We start from the raw sequence: 18,403 nt of genomic DNA on the forward strand, positions 1-18,403 counted from the left end.
GTAATGGGGCCCCACAGGCTTACTGATCCTAACCAAACTCCGAATACCGAGGAGTACTAGATGGCAGACACACTGCGGGTGCTAACGCCCGTAGTGGAGAGGGAAACAACCCTGACCTCCGGCTAAGGCCCCCAATTCATGGCTAAGTGGGAAAGCAGGTGAGACGACCAAAACAACCAGGAGGTTGGCTTAGAAGCAGCCATCCTTTAAAGATAGCGTAACAGCTCACTGGTCTAAATAAGTTGTCTTGCGGCGAAGATGTAACGGGGCTCAAGCCATGAGCCGAAGCCGAGGAGTGCGTATGCACTGGTAGCAGAGCGTAGTGTGACATAGTTCCACTCCTCTTCAGCACCTTCCGAGGTGCTTTGGAGGATAGGAGCTTTCGATGAAGCGGGCGCGTGAGCGATCCCGTGGAGAGATCACTAGTGAGAATGATGACATGAGTAGCGACAAAGAGTGTGAGAGACACTCTCGCCGAAAGTCCAAGGGTTCCTGCTTAAAGCTAATCTGAGCAGGGTAAGCCGACCCCTAAGGCGAGGCCGAAAGGCGTAGTCGATGGGAATCAGGTTAATATTCCTGAGCCAGATGGAAGTGACGGATTGCGAAGGTTGTTCATCCTTATCGGATTGAATGGGCAGCTTAGCAGTCCCTGGAAATAGCTCCATCATAAGATCGTACCCTAAACCAACACAGGTGGACTGGTAGAGAATACCAAGGCGCTTGAGAGAACGATGTTGAAGGAACTCGGCAAAATACCTCCGTAAGTTCGCGAGAAGGAGGCCCGGGTTTCAGGCAACTGAAGTCCGGGGGCACAAACCAGGGGGTGGCGACTGTTTACTAAAAACACAGGGCTCTGCGAAGTCGCAAGACGACGTATAGGGTCTGACGCCTGCCCGGTGCCTGAAGGTTAAAAGGAGATGTGAGAGCGTCGAATTGAAGCCCAGGTAAACGGCGGCCGTAACTATAACGGTCCTAAGGTAGCGAAATTCCTTGTCGGGTAAGTTCCGACCTGCACGAATGGCGTAACGACTTCCCCGCTGTCTCCAACATCGACTCAGCGAAATTGAATTGCCTGTCAAGATGCAGGCTTCCCGCGGTTAGACGGAAAGACCCCGTGCACCTTTACTACAGCTTCGCACTGGCATCAGGACTGCATTGTGCAGGATAGGTGGTAGGCTTTGAAACCATGACGCTAGTCGTGGTGGAGCCATCCTTGAGATACCACCCTATGCATTCTTGATGTCTAACCGCGGCCCGTTATCCGGGTCCGGGACCCTGCGTGGCGGGTAGTTTGACTGGGGCGGTCGCCTCCTAAAGCGTAACGGAGGCGCGCGAAGGTTGGCTCAGAGCGGTCGGAAATCGCTCGTTGAGTGCAATGGCATAAGCCAGCCTGACTGCGAGACTGACAAGTCGAGCAGAGTCGAAAGACGGCCATAGTGATCCGGTGGTCCCAAGTGGGAGGGCCATCGCTCAACGGATAAAAGGTACGCCGGGGATAACAGGCTGATACTGCCCAAGAGTCCATATCGACGGCAGTGTTTGGCACCTCGATGTCGGCTCATCTCATCCTGGGGCTGGAGCAGGTCCCAAGGGTACGGCTGTTCGCCGTTTAAAGAGGTACGTGAGCTGGGTTTAGAACGTCGTGAGACAGTTCGGTCCCTATCTGCCGTGGGTGTAGGATACTTGAGAGGAGTTGCCCCTAGTACGAGAGGACCGGGGTGAACGTTCCACTGGTGGACCAGTTGTCGTGCCAACGGCAGTGCTGGGTAGCTATGAACGGACAGGATAACCGCTGAAGGCATCTAAGCGGGAAGCCCCCCTCAAAACAAGGTATCCCTGAGGACCGTGGTAGACCACCACGTCGATAGGCCGGAGATGTAAGCGCAGCAATGCGTTCAGTTGACCGGTACTAATTGTCCGATAGGCTTGATTTGATCCAGTAAAAGCCAGATTGGCTTATGCGGATCCAGAAGCCGTACACTTAAACAAGTGTGCTGACTTGGAATTCAAGGATCTTTCTCGGTTTGGTGGTCATAGCACGAGCAAAACACCCGGTCCCATCCCGAACCCGGCCGTTAAGTGCCGTAGCGCCAATGGTACTGCGTCTCAAGACGTGGGAGAGTAGGTCACCGCCAAACCTAGTAAGATCCTTGGAGTTGTATCTCTCTTTCGATTTTCCCTAAAATTTTCCGATTGATCTGCAAGTTGCAGCGCCTGTTCTAGGCATGCGCGCGACCTTTCTGCCCCGGGGAACTTTCGTTCCAACCGTTCCGTTGGCTTTTGAAGGCGAAAGGAACGCGATGTCCAAGACGAACTCCGGAAAATCCAAGACCGTGAAGGCCCCCGATCCGCCCGAGAAGTCTATCGAGGACCGCTATGAGCGGCGGTCAAAGGCCTTTGCCCGGCTAAGCGCGGGCATTGCCGCGGGCAAGTATCTTGTCCCGCCCAAGTTTCTGGAAGGCCAGGCGCGTCGGCTGCACGTGCGGACGACAATCCGTGAGGATCATTCCGCGCGGATCTCGGAGAGCTCGAAGGAAGCGCAGGACAAGTTCGACAAGCTGTCGGACGGCCTGTTTCATTTTTTCCGCGGTACTGCGCTTCTGTTCTATCGCGATATGGCTGGCGAGGATGGCCACATGCCCACGGTGATGGCGCTGGGGGACGTGCATCCCGAAAATTTCGGTGTCATGCCCGACCGGAACGGGGCGCCGATTTTCGGTGTGAACGATTTTGACGAGACGACCTATGCGCCGTTCAGCTGGGACATAAAGCGAGGCGCCGTGGGGTTCTGGATCGCAGCGTTGGAGGAAGGCGATCTCAAGCCGAAAAAAGCGCGCAAGATCGTCCGCAAATTCGTCCAGGGCTACGCTCTGGCCATGCAGCGCTACGCCAACAGATCGACCGAAAGCAACGACGCCTACCGGATCGACAATTCGCCAAAGGTCATCCAGCGGCTGTTCGAGCAGGCGTGGGAACAGCGCAAGGATTGGTTGTGGGATGACTACCTGACGCCGAACGGCCGCGGCTTTCGGTCGGATGACGAGTTGCAGCCGCTGTCGACCGAGGTCGACAAGTTCCAGACGGCGATCAACGACCTGGCCAAGTCCAACGGCATCGACGCGCCGGACCGGGCCGGGGAGTTGAACGTCAAGGACGTCTGCGTGCGGCACGGTCAGGGCACGGCCTCGCTGGGTTTGCCACGGTACTACGTATTGATCGAAGGGCCGTCGCAGGATGCGACCGACGACCTTATCATCGAGTTCAAGGCCGCGCGCCGATCCGCACTGGACGGGTTGACGCCGCCGAACGCGTTTTATGCCGGAAAGCAGGCCGAGCGGATCAAGCATGGGCAGCGTGTGCAACTCGCGCATGGCGATATCTTTTACGGCGCTGTCGAGATTGACGGCAAAAGCTTCATGAGCCGCGAGCGGGCGCCGTTTCGCGATGACATCGACCTGGATGACCTGAGCTTCAAGTCGTGGAAGCGTTACGCGAAGGTCTGTGGCGCCGCGCTGGCGCAGGCGCATGCGTTGTCGGACGACTTGGGGCGAATCGATTACGACGTCGAGCCGTCGATCATGGAGGCTATCTCTCCCTTGGAATTGTTCGTCGATGACATCGTCCGATTCACCGAAGAAGCGGTCCAGCGGCTGGAGCGCGACCACGGGTTTTTCCGCGAGGACCACAAGCATGGGGCATTTGACAGTCTCGATGTCGTGTTCCGGTGAACCATTCCGTCGGTCTTGTTAAAAAAATGTAATAAATGCCGACGCGGCCCCTTGCGAAGGTCTTGGCGCAGGAGTAGATACCCGGCATTGGCGCGGGGTGGAGCAGCCCGGTAGCTCGTCAGGCTCATAACCTGAAGGTCGTAGGTTCAAATCCTACCCCCGCAACCATTGAAATCTGACTAAGAACAGAAAAAGCGCCCTTTGGGGCGCTTTTTCTGTTTGGGCTATCAGCAGTGACAATCTTGGCAAGGTCACCATGGATTGTCACCGCGAGCCCGTCTCGGGCGTTATCGTCCGGACGGACACGAATCTCGGAGAAAAGTTGGCGGAGCAATTCCTTCGCGATGACAACCTCCTTTGGCCCGACTAAGAGGTTATCCAGCTGGCCCACCACTGTTCCGTAGACCATGTCGAGGTCTACCGCCTCCAGCGAAGAAGGCGTCTTAGGGCACGAACCGCGCGCCGTGATCGCCGCTTCGATCTGTCGAGCCAGGGCTCCCAGTTCAACAGCCGGGAGTGGCAGACGTTTCTGCACCAGGATAACCTTGAACCCAGCATGAGTAGACGAGGCAACTGCCACGACAACGCAGTGGCCGAAAGCTTCTTCCAATTGCTAAAGCGAGAGCGGATCAGGCGTCGGACCTACCCGACCCGCGACGCCGCCAGGCAGGACGTGTTCGAATACATTGAGCTGTTCTACAACCCGAAGCGCAAACATACGAACAAGGGCATGCCGTCGCCCGTTGACTATGAGATCAGACAGCAGAAACTGAACAAGGCAGCTGTCTAGGAAACTAGCGGCACCTCAAAGGTCGGCAATCCGCCCAGACTGTCGGATCGTCGAAAGCGACCCAAATCTGACCGTATGTAGATTTAGTTTGCCGCAAAGCAGCTACTTCAGAGCGGACATTGATGCGCACGCAGCATTTGGACGAAACCCGCTGTTGCTCAAAATTTCAACGCAAGTACCTTAACGACACTTCAAAGCGAACCGGGTCGCCGGAAAAGGAACTTGTTCTCTTGAGTGCTGCGCTACGCAGTTGCAGTAAAGACCCATGCAGGCCCGTCTCACCATTGTGGTAGTGGAAGAAGATCGCGACCGGGCGACCGGGATCGTCGATGCGCTTGAGCAAACCGGCGATTGCGATGTCTACGTGATCGGAAACTACTCGAGCCTTGCACGCAAGATTGCCGAGCATTCGCCGGATATGGTCCTGATCGACATCGACAACCCGACTCGCGACATGATGGAAGAACTGACTTTGGCCTCGGGTCCGCTGGATCGGCCCGTGGCGATGTTCGTCTCGGGAGCGGCAGGTGGGTTGGCGCGGGAGGCGATCGAGGCTGGCGTGTCGGCCTATGTCGTCGACGGGTTGGCGCCTGAACGTATCAAGCCAGTGATCGACACCGCAATTGCCCGTTTCAGCATTGTGCGCCAGATGCGAAATGAGCTGGCGGAAACTCGACGGGCGCTGGAAGAGCGCAAGGTGATTGATCGCGCCAAGGGCCTTTTGATGAAGGCCAAGGGGATTGACGAGGACGCAGCCTATGCATTGCTGCGCAAAACCGCGATGGATCAGGGGCGCAAGGTGGCCGACGTCGCAGAGGCGCTTGTTACCGCTGCGGGATTGCTGGGATGAGGCGCGTTACCATTCCAGTCGCCTACATGCCGCTGGTGGACGCCGCGCCGCTGATCATCGCCCATGAGCTTGGCTTTGCAGAGGCCGAGGCGATCGGGCTGGACCTGGTGCCCGCGCCGTCGTGGTCGTCATTGCGCGACATGCTGGGGTTTGGCCGGGTCGACGCGGCGCACATGCTGTCTGCTGTGCCTGTGGCCATGAGCATGGGACTTGGTGGTATGGGGGCCGCGCTTTCGGCGGTTTGCGTCCTGTCGGTCAACGGCAACGTGATCGGCGTGGGGCGTCCGCTCGAAGCCAAGCTGCGCGCCACCGACTTCGCCTTCGACTTCACGGATGCACGCGCGGCGGCCTCGGCATTGAAAGCGGTACATGCCGACAAGTTGGTCTTCGGCGTGCCCTTTCCCTTTTCCATGCATGTGGAACTGCTGCGTTACTGGGCGGAACGGACAGAGTTGGGCCTCGACAATATCGAGATCCGCACCGTACCGCCGCCGCTGATGGCCGAGGCGTTGGAAGCGGGAGACATTGATGCTTTCTGCGTAGGGGAGCCCTGGGGATCGGTCGCTGTGGACAGGGGCGTGGGCGCGCTGTTGCTGCCTGGGCGCGCGATCTGGCAGGGGGCGCCGGAAAAGGTGCTGGCCACGCGCACCGACTGGGCCGAGACCGAGCCGGACCTGCTTGGCCGTCTGATACGCGCCGTGTGGCAGGCGAGCCGCTGGCTGGCCAAGCCGGACAGCCGGATCACCGCCGCCCAGATCCTGTCTCGGGAGGAATACCTCGACCTGCCGCTGGAGCTGATTGACCGAGCCCTGTCGGGCCGGATGATCCTGTCGCGCAGGGGCGAACAACGCGACTGCGACGGTTTCCTGCGCTTTCAGGGGGCCGCCGCGACGTTTCCCTGGCGCAGCCAGTCGAAATGGCTGGCCCATCGCCTTGCCGCCGCGCACGGAACGGAATCGGACCTGGAGACGGCGGCTATGGTCTTTCGCTCCGATCTCTATCGTCAGCACATGGCGCAGACCGATGCGGATCTGCCCGGCGCGTCGGCCAAGGTGGAGGGGGCGATTCTGCATCCGACGGCGGTGGCGTCCTCTCGCGGGCAGTTGAATCTGCTCCCGGACCGTTTTTTTGATGGCGCGGTTTTCGACCCGGACGATCCGTGGTGATCACTTTTTAATCAACCGTCCACGTGTTGCGCCCTTTTAAGTCGGATTACCGGGATTTTTCTGGCTTGCAGCTCTCGGACGCGCCAAAAAGAGGTCGTCGATCCGCAACGGGGTGGATCGGACAGAATTCTTCCCAATGACAGGGACAGTCTGAGCAAGGTCGCTCGCTTTTCACCGACGCATGTCGGGGGATGGTGAACGGCCTTTTTTGCGTTTCCAGCCCGGCCACATCTCAAGCCAGCCCGGGCGCATCGACAGGACGAATGATGAAAAAGCTTCTCTGCGGCCTCGCCGCCACGACCGCACTCGCCAGCCCGGCCATGGCCGAACTTCTGGACCTGGAAAAGGACGAACTGACCTTCGGCTTCATCAAGCTGACAGACATGGCCCCGCTGGCCGTGGCCTATGAACAGGGATATTTCCTGGACGAAGGGCTCTTTGTCACGCTCGAGGCGCAGGCGAACTGGAAGGTCCTGCTGGACGGCGTGATCGACGGGCAGCTTGACGGCGCGCACATGCTGGCCGGTCAGCCGCTGGCGGCCACGATCGGTTTCGGCACCGAGGCGCATATCATCACGCCGTTCTCGATGGATCTGAACGGCAACGCGATCACGGTTTCGAACGAGGTCTGGGACCAGATGCTGCCGCATATTCCGAAGATGGAGGACGGCCGCCCGCAGCATCCGATCTCGGCCGAGGCGCTGGCGCCGGTGGTCGAGGATTACAAGGCGCAGGGCAAGCCCTTCAACATGGGCATGGTCTTTCCGGTCTCGACCCACAATTACGAGCTGCGCTACTGGTTGGCCGCCGGCGGGCTGCATCCGGGCTATTACAGCCAGGAGAACATCTCCGGGCAGATCAACGCCGATGTCCTGTTGTCGGTGACCCCGCCGCCGCAGATGCCCGCCACGCTGGAGGCCGGTACGATCTATGGCTACTGCGTGGGCGAGCCGTGGAACCAGCAGGCGGTGTTCAAAGGCATCGGCGTACCGGTGATCACCGACTACCAGCTTTGGAAGAACAATCCCGAGAAGGTATTCGGTATCACCGCCGAGTTCGCAGAGGAAAACCCCAACACGACTTTGGCGGTGACCAAGGCGCTGATCCGCGCCGCGATATGGCTGGATGAAAACGACAACGCCAATCGCCCCGAAGCGGTCGAGATCCTGAGCCGTCCAGAGTACGTGGGCGCGGATGCCGAAGTGATTGCCAACTCGATGACCGGCTTTTTCGAGTTCGAGAAGGGCGACAAGCGCGACATCCCCGATTTCAACGTCTTCTTCCGGTATAACGCGACCTATCCGTTCTATTCGGATGCCATCTGGTACCTGACCCAGATGCGCCGCTGGGGCCAGATCGCCGAGCCCAAGCCCGACAGCTGGTACGACGAGGTCGCCAAGTCGGTCTACAAGCCCGAGATCTATCTCGAAGCCGCCCGCCTGCTGGTCGACGAGGGGCTGGCCGATGAGGCGGATTTTCCCTGGGACAGCGACGGCTACAAGGCCCTGACCCCGGCCGAGGACATCATCGACGGCATCACCTATGACGGCAAGTCGCCCAACGCCTACCTCGACAGCCTGCCCATCGGCCTGAAGGGCGAGCAGATCGTCGTTGGCACCGAGGTCGAAGGCTGACGCCGCGCGCCGGAGGCCCCGGATCCAGGTCCGAGGCAGGGCGCACCCAGACATCGCGCCCCGGACGAGGATCCGGGGCCTCCTCCCGACACGAAGGACGCGAGACAGATGACCACCGTCGATCCGAATTTCACCGAAAGCGCAGACCGCGAAGCGCGCCGAGCGCGGCTCTTCACCCGCATCAACACTGCGGACAAATGGTTTCAGGTCCTTGGCCTGAGCTGGGCCACGCCGATCCTCAAGGCCGCGGCGGGCGACAACCCGAGGGCGCAGGCCAAGGAAATCTGGCGGCTTCTTGCCGTGCCGCTGTTGGCCATCGCTGCGTTCCTGTTCCTTTGGGCCGCGCTTGCGCCGAAGGTCGAAACCTCGCTCGGTGCCGTGCCCGGCCCGGCTCAGGTTTGGGACGAGGCTGTCAACCTGCATGACGATGCGGTGGCCAAGGCCGAGAAGCGGGCCGAGTTCCAGGTCAAGGTCGATCAGCTCAACGAGCGTCTGATCGCCAGCGGGCGGGAACCCAAGGAACGTGCCTATACCGGTGCACCGAGCTACTACCAGCAGATCTGGACCTCGATCCAGACGGTATTCTTCGGCTTCCTTCTGGCGACGCTTGTGGCCGTGCCGCTGGGCATCCTTGCGGGGTTGTCACCGACCGCCAACGCGGGCCTAAACCCGTTGATACAGATCTTCAAGCCGGTCTCGCCACTGGCGTGGCTGCCTATCGTCACGATGATCGTTTCCGCGCTGGCGGCGACCGACGAGGGGCTTTTTCCCAAGAGCTTCATCATTTCCGCGGTCACCGTGACGCTCTGTTCGCTCTGGCCCACGCTGATCAACACGGCGCTTGGCGTGGCCTCGATCGACAAGGACCTGGTGAACGTCTCGAAAGTGCTGAAGATGAACACCTGGACCAAGATCACCAAACTGGTTCTGCCTTCGGCCTTGCCGCTGATCTTCACTGGTCTGCGTCTGTCGCTGGGCGTGGGCTGGATGGTTCTGATCGCCGCCGAGATGCTGGCGCAGAACCCCGGCCTGGGCAAATTCGTCTGGGACGAATTCCAGAATGGGTCTTCGTCGAGCCTCGCCCGGATCATGGTCGCTGTTCTGACCATCGGCATCATCGGCTTCCTGCTGGATCGTGTGATGTACGCGCTTCAATCCCTCTTCACCTTCACGAACAACCGGTGACCCGCGCTCGAGCAGCGAAGCGGTAGCGCAAAAGGAAAATGTCATGAGCATTCTCAAACTCGACCACGTCAGCCAAAGTTTCGGCACCGGTCTGCACGCTTCCCACGTGCTGAAGAATATCGACCTGGAGGTGCAGGAGGGCGAATTCCTCGTGCTGCTGGGCTTTTCCGGTACGGGCAAGACCACGCTGATCAACCTGATGGCGGGGCTGGAACACCCGACGAAGGGCAGCGTCAGCTTCAAGGGCGCGCCCGTCACCGGGCCCGGCCCCGAGCGGGGCGTGATCTTCCAGAGCTATTCGCTGATGCCGTGGTTGACCGTGAACGGCAATGTGGGCCTTGCGGTGGACACGGTGTTTCCCGGTTTGTCCCGCGCGGAGAAGGCGGAGAAGGTGGCGCATTACGTCGAGATGGTCGGCCTCGGCCATGCCGCGACGCGCCGCCCGGCGGAATTGTCGGGTGGGATGCGCCAGCGGGTCAACGTCGCCCGCGCGCTTGCGATGAACCCCGAGATGTTGCTGCTGGATGAGCCGCTTTCGGCGCTCGACGCGCTGACACGCGCCAATCTTGCCGACGAGATCGAGCGGATCTGGCAGACGGACCAAAAGACCTGCGTGCTGATCACGAATGACGTGGACGAGGCGATCATCCTCGCCGACCGGATCATCGCGCTCAATCCCGACGGCACGCTGGGCGAGGAGTTCACGGTGAACATCCCGCGCCCGCGCGACCGGATGGAGATGAACACGGACGACACGTTCAAGCGCCTGCGCGCCGAGGTGACCAAGTACCTGATGGATGTCGGGATCGAGGCCAAGGTCGAGGGCACGCGCAACCTGCCTGACGTGACCCCGATCCATGGCCTGCCCTCTGCCGTAAAGGACGCCCAGAAAGGTCTGATCGACGAGCGGTTCCTGGATTTCAGCCAGTTGCACAAGGTCTACCCCACGCCCAAGGGGCCGCTGACCGTGGTCGAGGATTTCGACCTGAAGATCGACCGGGGCGAGTTCATCTCTCTGATCGGACATTCGGGCTGTGGCAAGTCGACGGTTCTGACCATGGCGGCGGGTCTCAACGCCATCTCGAAGGGCGCAATCAAGCTTGACGGGCGCCACGTCGAGGGGGCCGATCCCGAGCGTGCGGTGGTCTTTCAGTCGCCGAACCTCTTCCCGTGGCTCTCGGCACGGGAGAACTGCGCCATCGGTGTCGACAAGGTATATCCCCGTGCCAGCCAGTCGGAACGTCAGGACGTTGTGGAATACTACCTCGAACGCGTCGGGCTGGCCGATGCGATGGACAAGCCCGCCTGCGACATGTCGAACGGGATGCAGCAGCGGGTCGGCATCGCCCGCGCCTTTGCACTGTCGCCCAAGCTCCTGCTGCTCGATGAACCCTTCGGGATGCTCGACAGCCTGACACGCTGGGAATTGCAGGAAGTGCTGATGGAGGTGTGGTCGCGCACCAAGGTCACGGCGATCTGCGTCACCCATGACGTGGACGAGGCGATCCTGCTGGCCGACCGCGTGGTGATGATGACCAACGGTCCGCAGGCCACCATCGGTCGGATCACATCGGTCGATCTGCCACGCCCGCGCAGCCGCAAGGCGCTGCTCGCGCACCCGGATTACTACCGCTACCGCCAGCAGGTGCTCGACTTCCTCGAGGAATACGAGCACGGCGCAAAACCCAAAACCGGCGCATCGCGCAAGGCTGCAGCATGACCGCGCCCGTCACGGAGACACCCGCCATGGATACCATAGCGCAAGCTGCCACCGATACTTTCATCCAGGTCTGCGAAGTCTGGGTGCCCGAGGGCGATCGTCTCGTGCTGGCAGGCGGCAATTACAACGGGCTCGCCGCGTTCGAGGAAACCTCGCGCAAGACCAGCTTCGCCAAGAGCGAGGGCCTGCCCGGCAAGGCCTGGAACGAGGCGCGGCCGGTTGTGCTCAAGGGATTCGACGGGTCATATTTCCAGCGTATCGAGGCGGCGAAGGAGGCCGGCCTGACCAGCGCAGTCGCCGTGCCCGTCTTCGCCGGCGCCACGCTGAAGGCCGTACTGGTCGTTCTGTGCGGTGACGACGAGGCGCGCGTCGGCGCCATCGAGGTCTGGACCGAGGACCGCAACGGGATGCTGATGCTCGATGATGGATATTTCGGAGCCGCTGAGGAGTTCGAGTTCGTCTCGCAGCACACGCATTTTCCCAAGGGGCAGGGCCTGCCGGGGGCGGTCTGGGCGGCACAGGCGCCGATCCTGATGCGCGACCTTGGTTCTGGCTACAAGTTCATCCGCGCCTCGGCCGCGGGAAAGGCGGGGCTGACCACGGGGCTTGGGCTTCCGGTGGCGACTCCGGGAAAGCATCCCTGCGTGCTGACGCTTCTTTCCGCGCGCGGCACGCCGATCGCGCGCCGTTTCGAGATCTGGAATGTGCGCGCCTCGCGGGATCCGCGCGCCTTCCTGGCTGACGGTATCTGCGAACGCGAAGGGCCGCTCTGGCGTGATGACGGCGACGGCACGCGAGACGAGGCGCCAACCGCCACCGCGTGGAAAGGCGTTGTGGGCCAAGTGCTCGGCTCGGGGCTGCCGGTCGTGGCGCAAGGCGGCTCCGGCCTCCCGGCGGATTACACCAGTTTCGTCGGCCTGCCGGTCTATCGCGGCGAGGCGCTCACCCACATCGTCGCCTGGTACAACTGAGAGGAACCAAGCCATGACACGCAAGAAACTCGTGGTGATCGGCGCAGGGATGGCCTCGGGCCGCGCGCTCGAACACCTCTTCGACGCCGATCCCGACGGCTGGGACGTGACGCTTTTCAACGCCGAGCCACGCGGCAACTACAACCGCATCATGCTGTCACCGGTCCTGTCGGGTGAGAAATCCTACGAGGAGATCGTTACCCACGATGAGACCTGGTACGCCGATCATGGCGTGACATACCGCTTCGGCGAAAAGGTGACCGAAGTCGACCGGATCGCCAGGACCGTGACCGGTGAGAACGGCACGGTGGACTATGACAAGCTGTTGATCGCCACCGGGTCGAACCCGTTCATGATCCCGCTGCCGGGGCATGACCTTGACGGGGTCATCGCCTATCGCGACCTCGAAGACACCAACCGGATGATCGATGCCTCCGCAACTCAGGGTGCCCGCGCGGTGGTGATCGGTGGCGGCCTTCTGGGGCTGGAGGCCGCGGCGGGGCTGCGGATGCGCGGGATGGAGGTCACGGTGGTGCACCTGATGGGCCACCTGATGGACCGCCAGCTGGACCCGGCGGCGGGCTACCTGCTGCGCAAGGATCTTGAGCGGCGCGGCATCGACGTGCGCGTCTCGTCCAATTCGAAGGAGATTGTAGGCGAAGATGGCAAGGTGAAGGCGCTTGTGCTTGAGGATGGCACAGAACTGCCCTGCGACCTGCTGGTCATGGCCGTCGGCATTCGCCCCAACACCGCGCTGGCCGCCGAGGCCGGGTTGGCCGTGGGGCGCGGCATCCACGTGGATGATCAGATGATCACGTCGGATGAAAACATCCTGTCGGTCGGCGAATGCATCGAACATGATGGCGCGGTCTTCGGCCTCGTCGCGCCGCTCTACGACCAGGCCAAGGTCGTCGCCGCGACGCTGACCGGTCGCGATGCCGCTTTCACGCCCAAGGAATTGTCGACCAAGCTCAAGGTCACGGGTTGCGACCTTTTCAGCGCCGGGGATTTTGCCGAGGGCGAGGGACGCGAGGACATCGTCTATCGCGACCCGGCGCGCGGTATCTACAAGCGGCTGGTCATCGAAAACGATCGGCTGATCGGTGCGGTGATGTACGGCGACACCGCCGACAGCAACTGGTTCTTCGGCCTCATCCAGTCGGGCGAGGACATTTCGGAGATGCGCGAGACGCTGATTTTCGGGCCCGCCTATCAGGGAGGTGCCGCATCGGACCCTCTCTCAGCCGTTGCAGCATTGCCGCGTGACGCGGAAATCTGTGGCTGCAACGGCATTTGCAAGGGCACCATCACCGACGCCATCGCGGGCGGCGCGACCGATCTGGGTGCGGTCCGCGCGCAGACCAAGGCCAGCGCCTCCTGCGGCACCTGCACCGGGCTGGTCGAACAGGTGTTGCAAGTCACGCTGGGCGACGACTTCCAAGTGCCCGCGGCGCAGCCCATCTGCGGCTGCTGCGATCTGACACACGAGGATGTGCGCCGGCTGATCAAGGGCCGGGAACTGAAAAGCCAGGACGCCGTCTGGCAGGAACTGGGTTGGAAGACGCGCAACGGCTGCCACGTCTGCCGTCCGGCGGTCAATTTCTACCTGCTGGCGGACTGGCCGCTGGAATACCGTGACGATCCGCAAAGCCGCTTCGTCAACGAGCGCAAGCACGCCAATATCCAGAAGGATGGCACCTTCAGCGTCGTGCCGCGCATGTGGGGCGGCATCACCAACGCCGCCGAATTGCGCGCCATCGCCGATGCCGCCGACAAGTACGATGTGCCCACCGTCAAGGTCACGGGGGGCCAGCGGATCGACCTTTTGGGCGTAAAGGGCGAGGATCTGCCCTTCATCTGGGCCGATCTCAACGAGGCGGGGCTGGTTTCGGGTCACGCCTATTCAAAGGGGCTGCGCACGGTGAAAACCTGTGTCGGCACCGATCACTGCCGGTTCGGCACGCAGGACAGCACCGGCCTTGGCATCAAGCTGGAACAAATCCTCTGGGGGGCGTGGACCCCGCACAAGGTCAAGCTGGCAGTGTCGGGCTGTCCGCGCAACTGCGCCGAGGCCACCTGCAAGGACGTGGGGATTATATGCGTCGACAGCGGCTACCAGGTTGGCGTCGGGGGCGCGGCCGGCATGGACGTGAAGGAAACCGAACGGCTGGTCGATGTCGCGTCCGAGGCCGAGGCGATCGAGTGGACCACCGCCTTCATCCAGCTCTACCGGGAGAACGCAAAGTACCTCGACCGGCCCTACAAGTGGGTCGCAAAAGTCGGGCTGAACTGGGTCAAAGAGACGCTGGCCAGCGCCGACGAGCGCGCCCGGCTGGTCGCGGCCTTCGAGCTTAGCCAGTCGATCTACCGCAAGGATCCTTGGGCGGACCATGCCAAGCAGGCCGAGTGCTTTCAGCCGCTGGCCGATCTCACGCTGGAGGCCGCGGAATGAGCTGGATCGACATTTGCGCCATCGACGAAATCCCTCTGCGCGGAGCGCGGAAGCTGAAGACGTCGCACGGCTGTATCGCCGTGTTCCGCACCGCGGACAACGAGGTGTTCGCCACGTCCAACACCTGTCCGCACAAGGGCGGGCCGCTGTCCGAGGGGATCGTCCACGGCCAGTCTGTCACCTGCCCGCTGCACAACTGGGTCTTCGATCTTGAGACCGGGCAAGCACGAGGAGAGACCGGAAAAATCGCCACCTATCCGCTCAAGGTCGAGGATGGCCGCGTTTTGCTCGACGGCGCCGGCCTGACCGCGCGGGACGCCGCGTGATGGATGGCGCCGACCAGCCCCGGACCCGGTCCACCTGCCCCTACTGCGGCGTTGGCTGCGGCGTTCTGCTCCGGCGTGACGGCGACGGCGGTCTGGAGGTCAAGGGCGATAGCGCGCACCCGGCCAACCTTGGGCGGCTGTGTTCGAAAGGCACGGCTCTGGGCGAGACAGTGGGGCTGGATCACCGGCTGCTGCGCCCCCGTGTGAATGGGCAGGACGCAGGCTGGGACGACGCGCTGCAACTGGTCGCGGATCGGTTCAGCGACACCATCGCGCGTCATGGGCCGGACAGCGTGGCCTTTTACGTCTCGGGACAGTTGCTGACCGAGGATTACTATGTCGCCAACAAGCTGATGAAGGGCTTTATAGGCTCGGCCAATATCGACACGAACTCCCGGCTTTGCATGGCCTCCTCGGTGGCCGGGCACAAGCGCGCCTTCGGCACCGATACCGTGCCCGGCACCTACGAGGATATAGACGAGGCTGACCTCGTGGTGCTGGTCGGCTCGAACCTCGCCTGGTGCCACCCCGTTCTCTATCAGCGCCTGCTGGCCGCCCGCAAATCCCGGGGCACGAAGATCGTCGTCATCGACCCCCGCCGCACGGCCAGTTGCGATGGTGCGGACATGCACCTGGCGCTTCAGCCCGGTTCTGACGTCGCTCTGTTCAACCAGCTATTCACGGCACTCTACGAGGGCGGCGCGCTCGACAAGGGTTTTCTTGCGAGGACCGAAGGTTTCGACGCGACGCTCGAAGCTGCGCGCACCTCCGATCTCTCGGTCACCGGGCTGGACGCAGAGCAGGTCGCGGCGTTCTGCGATCTGTGGATGCGTACCGAGCGCGTGGTCACGATCTATTCGCAGGGCGTGAACCAGTCGACGTCCGGTTCCGACAAGGTCAATGCGATCCTCAACTGCCACCTGGCCACCGGGCGGATCGGCAAGGCGGGCTGCGGTCCGTTCTCGGTCACAGGTCAACCCAACGCGATGGGCGGACGGGAGGTTGGCGGGTTGGCCAACATGCTGGCCTGTCACCTCGATATCGAGAACGCAGATCACCGCGGCGCCGTGCGCTGTTTCTGGGACGCGCCCCGGATGCCGGTGGCGCCGGGCCTCAAGGCCGTCGATATGTTCCGCGCGGTGGGCGAGGGACGGATCAAGGCGCTCTGGGTCATTCACACCAATCCTGTGGTCTCCATGCCAGAGGCCGATGCGGTGCGCGACGCCATCGCCGGCTGTGATTTTACCGTGGTCAGCGATATCACCGAGCAAACGGATACCGCGCGCCTGGCGCATGTGATCCTGCCTGCGTCCGCCTGGGCCGAGAAGGATGGCACCGTCACCAACTCGGACCGCACCATCAGCCGCCAGCGCCGTGTCCTGCCCGCGCCGGGCGAGGCCCGCCCGGACTGGCAGATCATCGCGCAGGTTGGCCAGCGGATGGGGTTCAGCCGCGCCTTCGACTACGCCAGCCCGGCAGAGATTTTCCGCGAATATGCCACGCTTTCGGGTATCGCCGGTCGGTTTGGCCGTGATTTCGACATCTCGGGCCTGTCCGACATGAGCGACCGTGCCTATGACCGGCTGGAGCCGCAGCGTTGGCCGATTGCGGCCACGCGGCAGGGTGGGAGGTTTTTCAGCGACGGCGCGTTCTATCACCCGAATGGCAAAGCCCGCCTTCTTCCCGTGTCGTGGCGCCCGCCAGCGGCCAAAACCGGACCGCGCTTTCCCTTTCGCCTCAATACGGGCCGTGTGCGGGACCAGTGGCACACCATGACCCGCACCGCGCTCAGCCCGCGTCTGTCGGCCCATCTTGCCGAGCCGTTCCTGGAAATTCACCCCTCCGATGCCGCGCGCCTTGGCATCTCGGCCGCTGATCTTGCTACGGTCACGAGTCCCACGGGGAATGCCATCCTGCGGGCGCGGATCACCGATGCCGTCTTACCGGGTCAGGTTTTCGCGCCGATGCACTGGACGGGCGAAACCGCACCTTGCGCCCGGATCGATGCCCTTGTCGCTGCCGCCACGGACCCTGTCTCCGGGCAACCGGAAAGCAAGGCGAGCGTCGTCGCCGTCTCGCGCCTCAACGCGGCTTGGTACGGGTTCGCCGTTTCCGCGGCGCCCATGGTGCTTCAGTGTGAGTACTGGGCACAAAGCCGCGCCCAAGCGGGATATCGCGCGGAACTGGCCGGGTCGCATCCCGTGCAAGACTGGGAGGCCGAGGCGCGCCGCCTCTTCGCGGCACGCGAGGCGGTCGCATCCACCATGACCGATGCGGCCCGCGGGATTGCCCGAGTCGTGCTGCACGAAGATTCCAGGATCATCGGAGCACTTTTTGTCGCGTCCACGCCTGTTGCGGTGATGCGCGATTATCTCGCGACGCTACCGGGGACCGAAGCGCATGAGGCCCTGACCGGTCGCCCGCCCGCCGATGTTCCCAATCCGGGGCCGGTGATCTGTTCGTGCTTCGGTGTCGGCGTCAACACGATCCTGGACGCGGTCGAAACCCAGGGCGCGCTCAGCGTCGAGGCTATCGGCGAAGTTCTTCGCGCCGGGACGAACTGTGGCTCCTGCCGCCCCGAGATCGCAGAGCTTTTGCAAGGTCTGACCGCAAGGGAGGCCGCCGAATGACGCTCAAGGATCATGTCCGCATACTGGGGCGCGGCCCGGGTCGAGCACGCAGCCTGACAAAGGACGAGGCGCGTGAGGCCATGACGCTCATGCTGTCTGGTGATGCTGCGCCGGAAGCAGTGGGTGCCCTGCTTATGCTCTTGCGCATGAAAGGGGAGACCGCGGAGGAAATCGCAGGCTTTGCCGAGGCGGCGGCCAGCTCGGCGCCTGCATTGCCGCCTGTCGATCTCGACTGGCCAAGCTATGCCGCCGGACGGACACGGGGCCAGCCCTGGTTCCTGCTGTCTGCGCGCCTTGTGGCGGATGCGGGGCATCGGATCTTGCTGCATGGCTGGAACGGGCCGGACGGAAAGGTACGTGACGGACTGGCAGAGGTGGGTATCGGTCTCGCCGAGGACCCGGAGGAGGCCGCCCGCCTGCTGGACCGTGATCGCATTGCCTACATGCCGCTGGACTCCCTTCATCCGGGCCTGTTTCGGCTTCTGAACCTCCGGGACGTCCTCGGTCTGCGCTCCTGCGTCAATACCGTTTGCCGGATGCTCAACCCCGCCCGCGCAGCGGCCAGTGTTCAGGGCGTTTTTCACCCGTCCTACCGCCAGCTTCAGGCGGACGCTGCGATGCATCTCGGCTGGCAGGCATTGAGCATCATCAAGGGGGCCGGTGGAGAGTTCGAGAGCAATCCGGCCAAGAACATTGCCGCTTTCGGGCTGCGTCAAGGGCGCCCCTGGCAGGAAACGCGGCCTGCGTTGCGCGATGAAACCCGCAAGCTCAATGCCGAAGGCAACCTTGCGTTGTCCGATCTCTGGCAGGGCCGCCGCCGCCCGCCTTTTGAGACCGACCTCGTTGTCACCACCACAGCCCTCGCCCTCGATACGCTTGGCCATGCCAATCCGGTGCGGCAGGCAGACTTGCTCTGGCAGAACCGCGTCCGACTTTGCGCCGCCTGAAAGG

At 62.4% G+C, this 18,403-nt stretch carries 11 protein-coding genes, 1 tRNA gene, 2 rRNA genes and 1 pseudogene (1 of these 15 running past the window's edge); all 15 read left to right on the forward strand.

Annotated features, from left to right (window positions below):
• Positions 1–1,934: ribosomal RNA gene (locus PVV74_RS15095) — 23S ribosomal RNA — on the forward strand (it extends 1,512 nt beyond the left edge of the window).
• An 89-nt stretch (positions 1,935–2,023) separates the two neighbouring features.
• Positions 2,024–2,138 (forward strand): 5S ribosomal RNA (gene rrf / locus PVV74_RS15100).
• Between the two features lie 162 nt (positions 2,139–2,300).
• Positions 2,301–3,728, forward strand: a complete 1,428-nt coding sequence (locus tag PVV74_RS15105; protein ID WP_274593777.1) for a DUF2252 domain-containing protein — start codon at positions 2,301–2,303, stop codon at positions 3,726–3,728.
• A gap of 91 nt (positions 3,729–3,819) precedes the next feature.
• Positions 3,820–3,896: transfer RNA gene (locus PVV74_RS15110), tRNA-Met, on the forward strand.
• Positions 3,897–4,212: 316 nt separating this feature from the next.
• Positions 4,213–4,518 (forward strand): annotated as a pseudogene (locus PVV74_RS15115) (IS3 family transposase); the annotation flags it as partial.
• Positions 4,519–4,783: 265 nt separating this feature from the next.
• Positions 4,784–5,368 (forward strand): ANTAR domain-containing response regulator, encoded by a 585-nt coding sequence (locus tag PVV74_RS15120; RefSeq protein ID WP_103763837.1) that lies wholly within the window; start codon positions 4,784–4,786, stop codon positions 5,366–5,368.
• Positions 5,365–6,534: an ABC transporter substrate-binding protein gene (locus tag PVV74_RS15125; RefSeq protein WP_274593778.1), complete on the forward strand. Its 1,170-nt coding sequence runs from the start codon at positions 5,365–5,367 to the stop codon at positions 6,532–6,534. Before PVV74_RS15120 ends, PVV74_RS15125 begins: the two co-directional genes overlap by 4 nt.
• Before the next feature lie 266 nt (positions 6,535–6,800).
• Positions 6,801–8,168: a CmpA/NrtA family ABC transporter substrate-binding protein gene (locus tag PVV74_RS15130; protein ID WP_274593779.1), complete on the forward strand. Its 1,368-nt coding sequence runs from the start codon at positions 6,801–6,803 to the stop codon at positions 8,166–8,168.
• Between the two features lie 108 nt (positions 8,169–8,276).
• On the forward strand, positions 8,277–9,353 hold the full coding sequence (locus PVV74_RS15135) for an ABC transporter permease (RefSeq protein WP_274593780.1): 1,077 nt from the start codon (positions 8,277–8,279) through the stop codon (positions 9,351–9,353).
• 43 nt (positions 9,354–9,396) lie between these two features.
• On the forward strand, positions 9,397–11,073 hold the full coding sequence (locus PVV74_RS15140) for an ABC transporter ATP-binding protein (RefSeq protein ID WP_274593781.1): 1,677 nt from the start codon (positions 9,397–9,399) through the stop codon (positions 11,071–11,073).
• Between the two features lie 26 nt (positions 11,074–11,099).
• Entirely contained in the window at positions 11,100–12,044 is a 945-nt protein-coding gene (locus tag PVV74_RS15145) for a GAF domain-containing protein (protein WP_274593782.1), read from the forward strand.
• A gap of 13 nt (positions 12,045–12,057) precedes the next feature.
• Entirely contained in the window at positions 12,058–14,496 is a 2,439-nt protein-coding gene (gene nirB / locus PVV74_RS15150; RefSeq protein WP_274593783.1) for a nitrite reductase large subunit NirB, read from the forward strand.
• Positions 14,493–14,822, forward strand: a complete 330-nt coding sequence (gene nirD / locus PVV74_RS15155) for a nitrite reductase small subunit NirD (RefSeq protein WP_274593784.1) — start codon at positions 14,493–14,495, stop codon at positions 14,820–14,822. The genes nirB and nirD overlap by 4 nt, the downstream gene beginning before the upstream one ends.
• Positions 14,822–17,452 (forward strand): nitrate reductase, encoded by a 2,631-nt coding sequence (locus PVV74_RS15160; RefSeq protein WP_274593785.1) that lies wholly within the window; start codon positions 14,822–14,824, stop codon positions 17,450–17,452. Before nirD ends, PVV74_RS15160 begins: the two co-directional genes overlap by 1 nt.
• Entirely contained in the window at positions 17,449–18,399 is a 951-nt protein-coding gene (locus tag PVV74_RS15165) for a glycosyl transferase family protein (RefSeq protein WP_274593786.1), read from the forward strand. The genes PVV74_RS15160 and PVV74_RS15165 overlap by 4 nt, the downstream gene beginning before the upstream one ends.
• The last annotated feature ends 4 nt before the right edge of the window (positions 18,400–18,403 follow it).

Source organism: Roseovarius sp. SK2, assembly GCF_028807495.1.
GTDB classification, from domain to species: Bacteria; Pseudomonadota; Alphaproteobacteria; order Rhodobacterales; family Rhodobacteraceae; genus Roseovarius; species Roseovarius confluentis.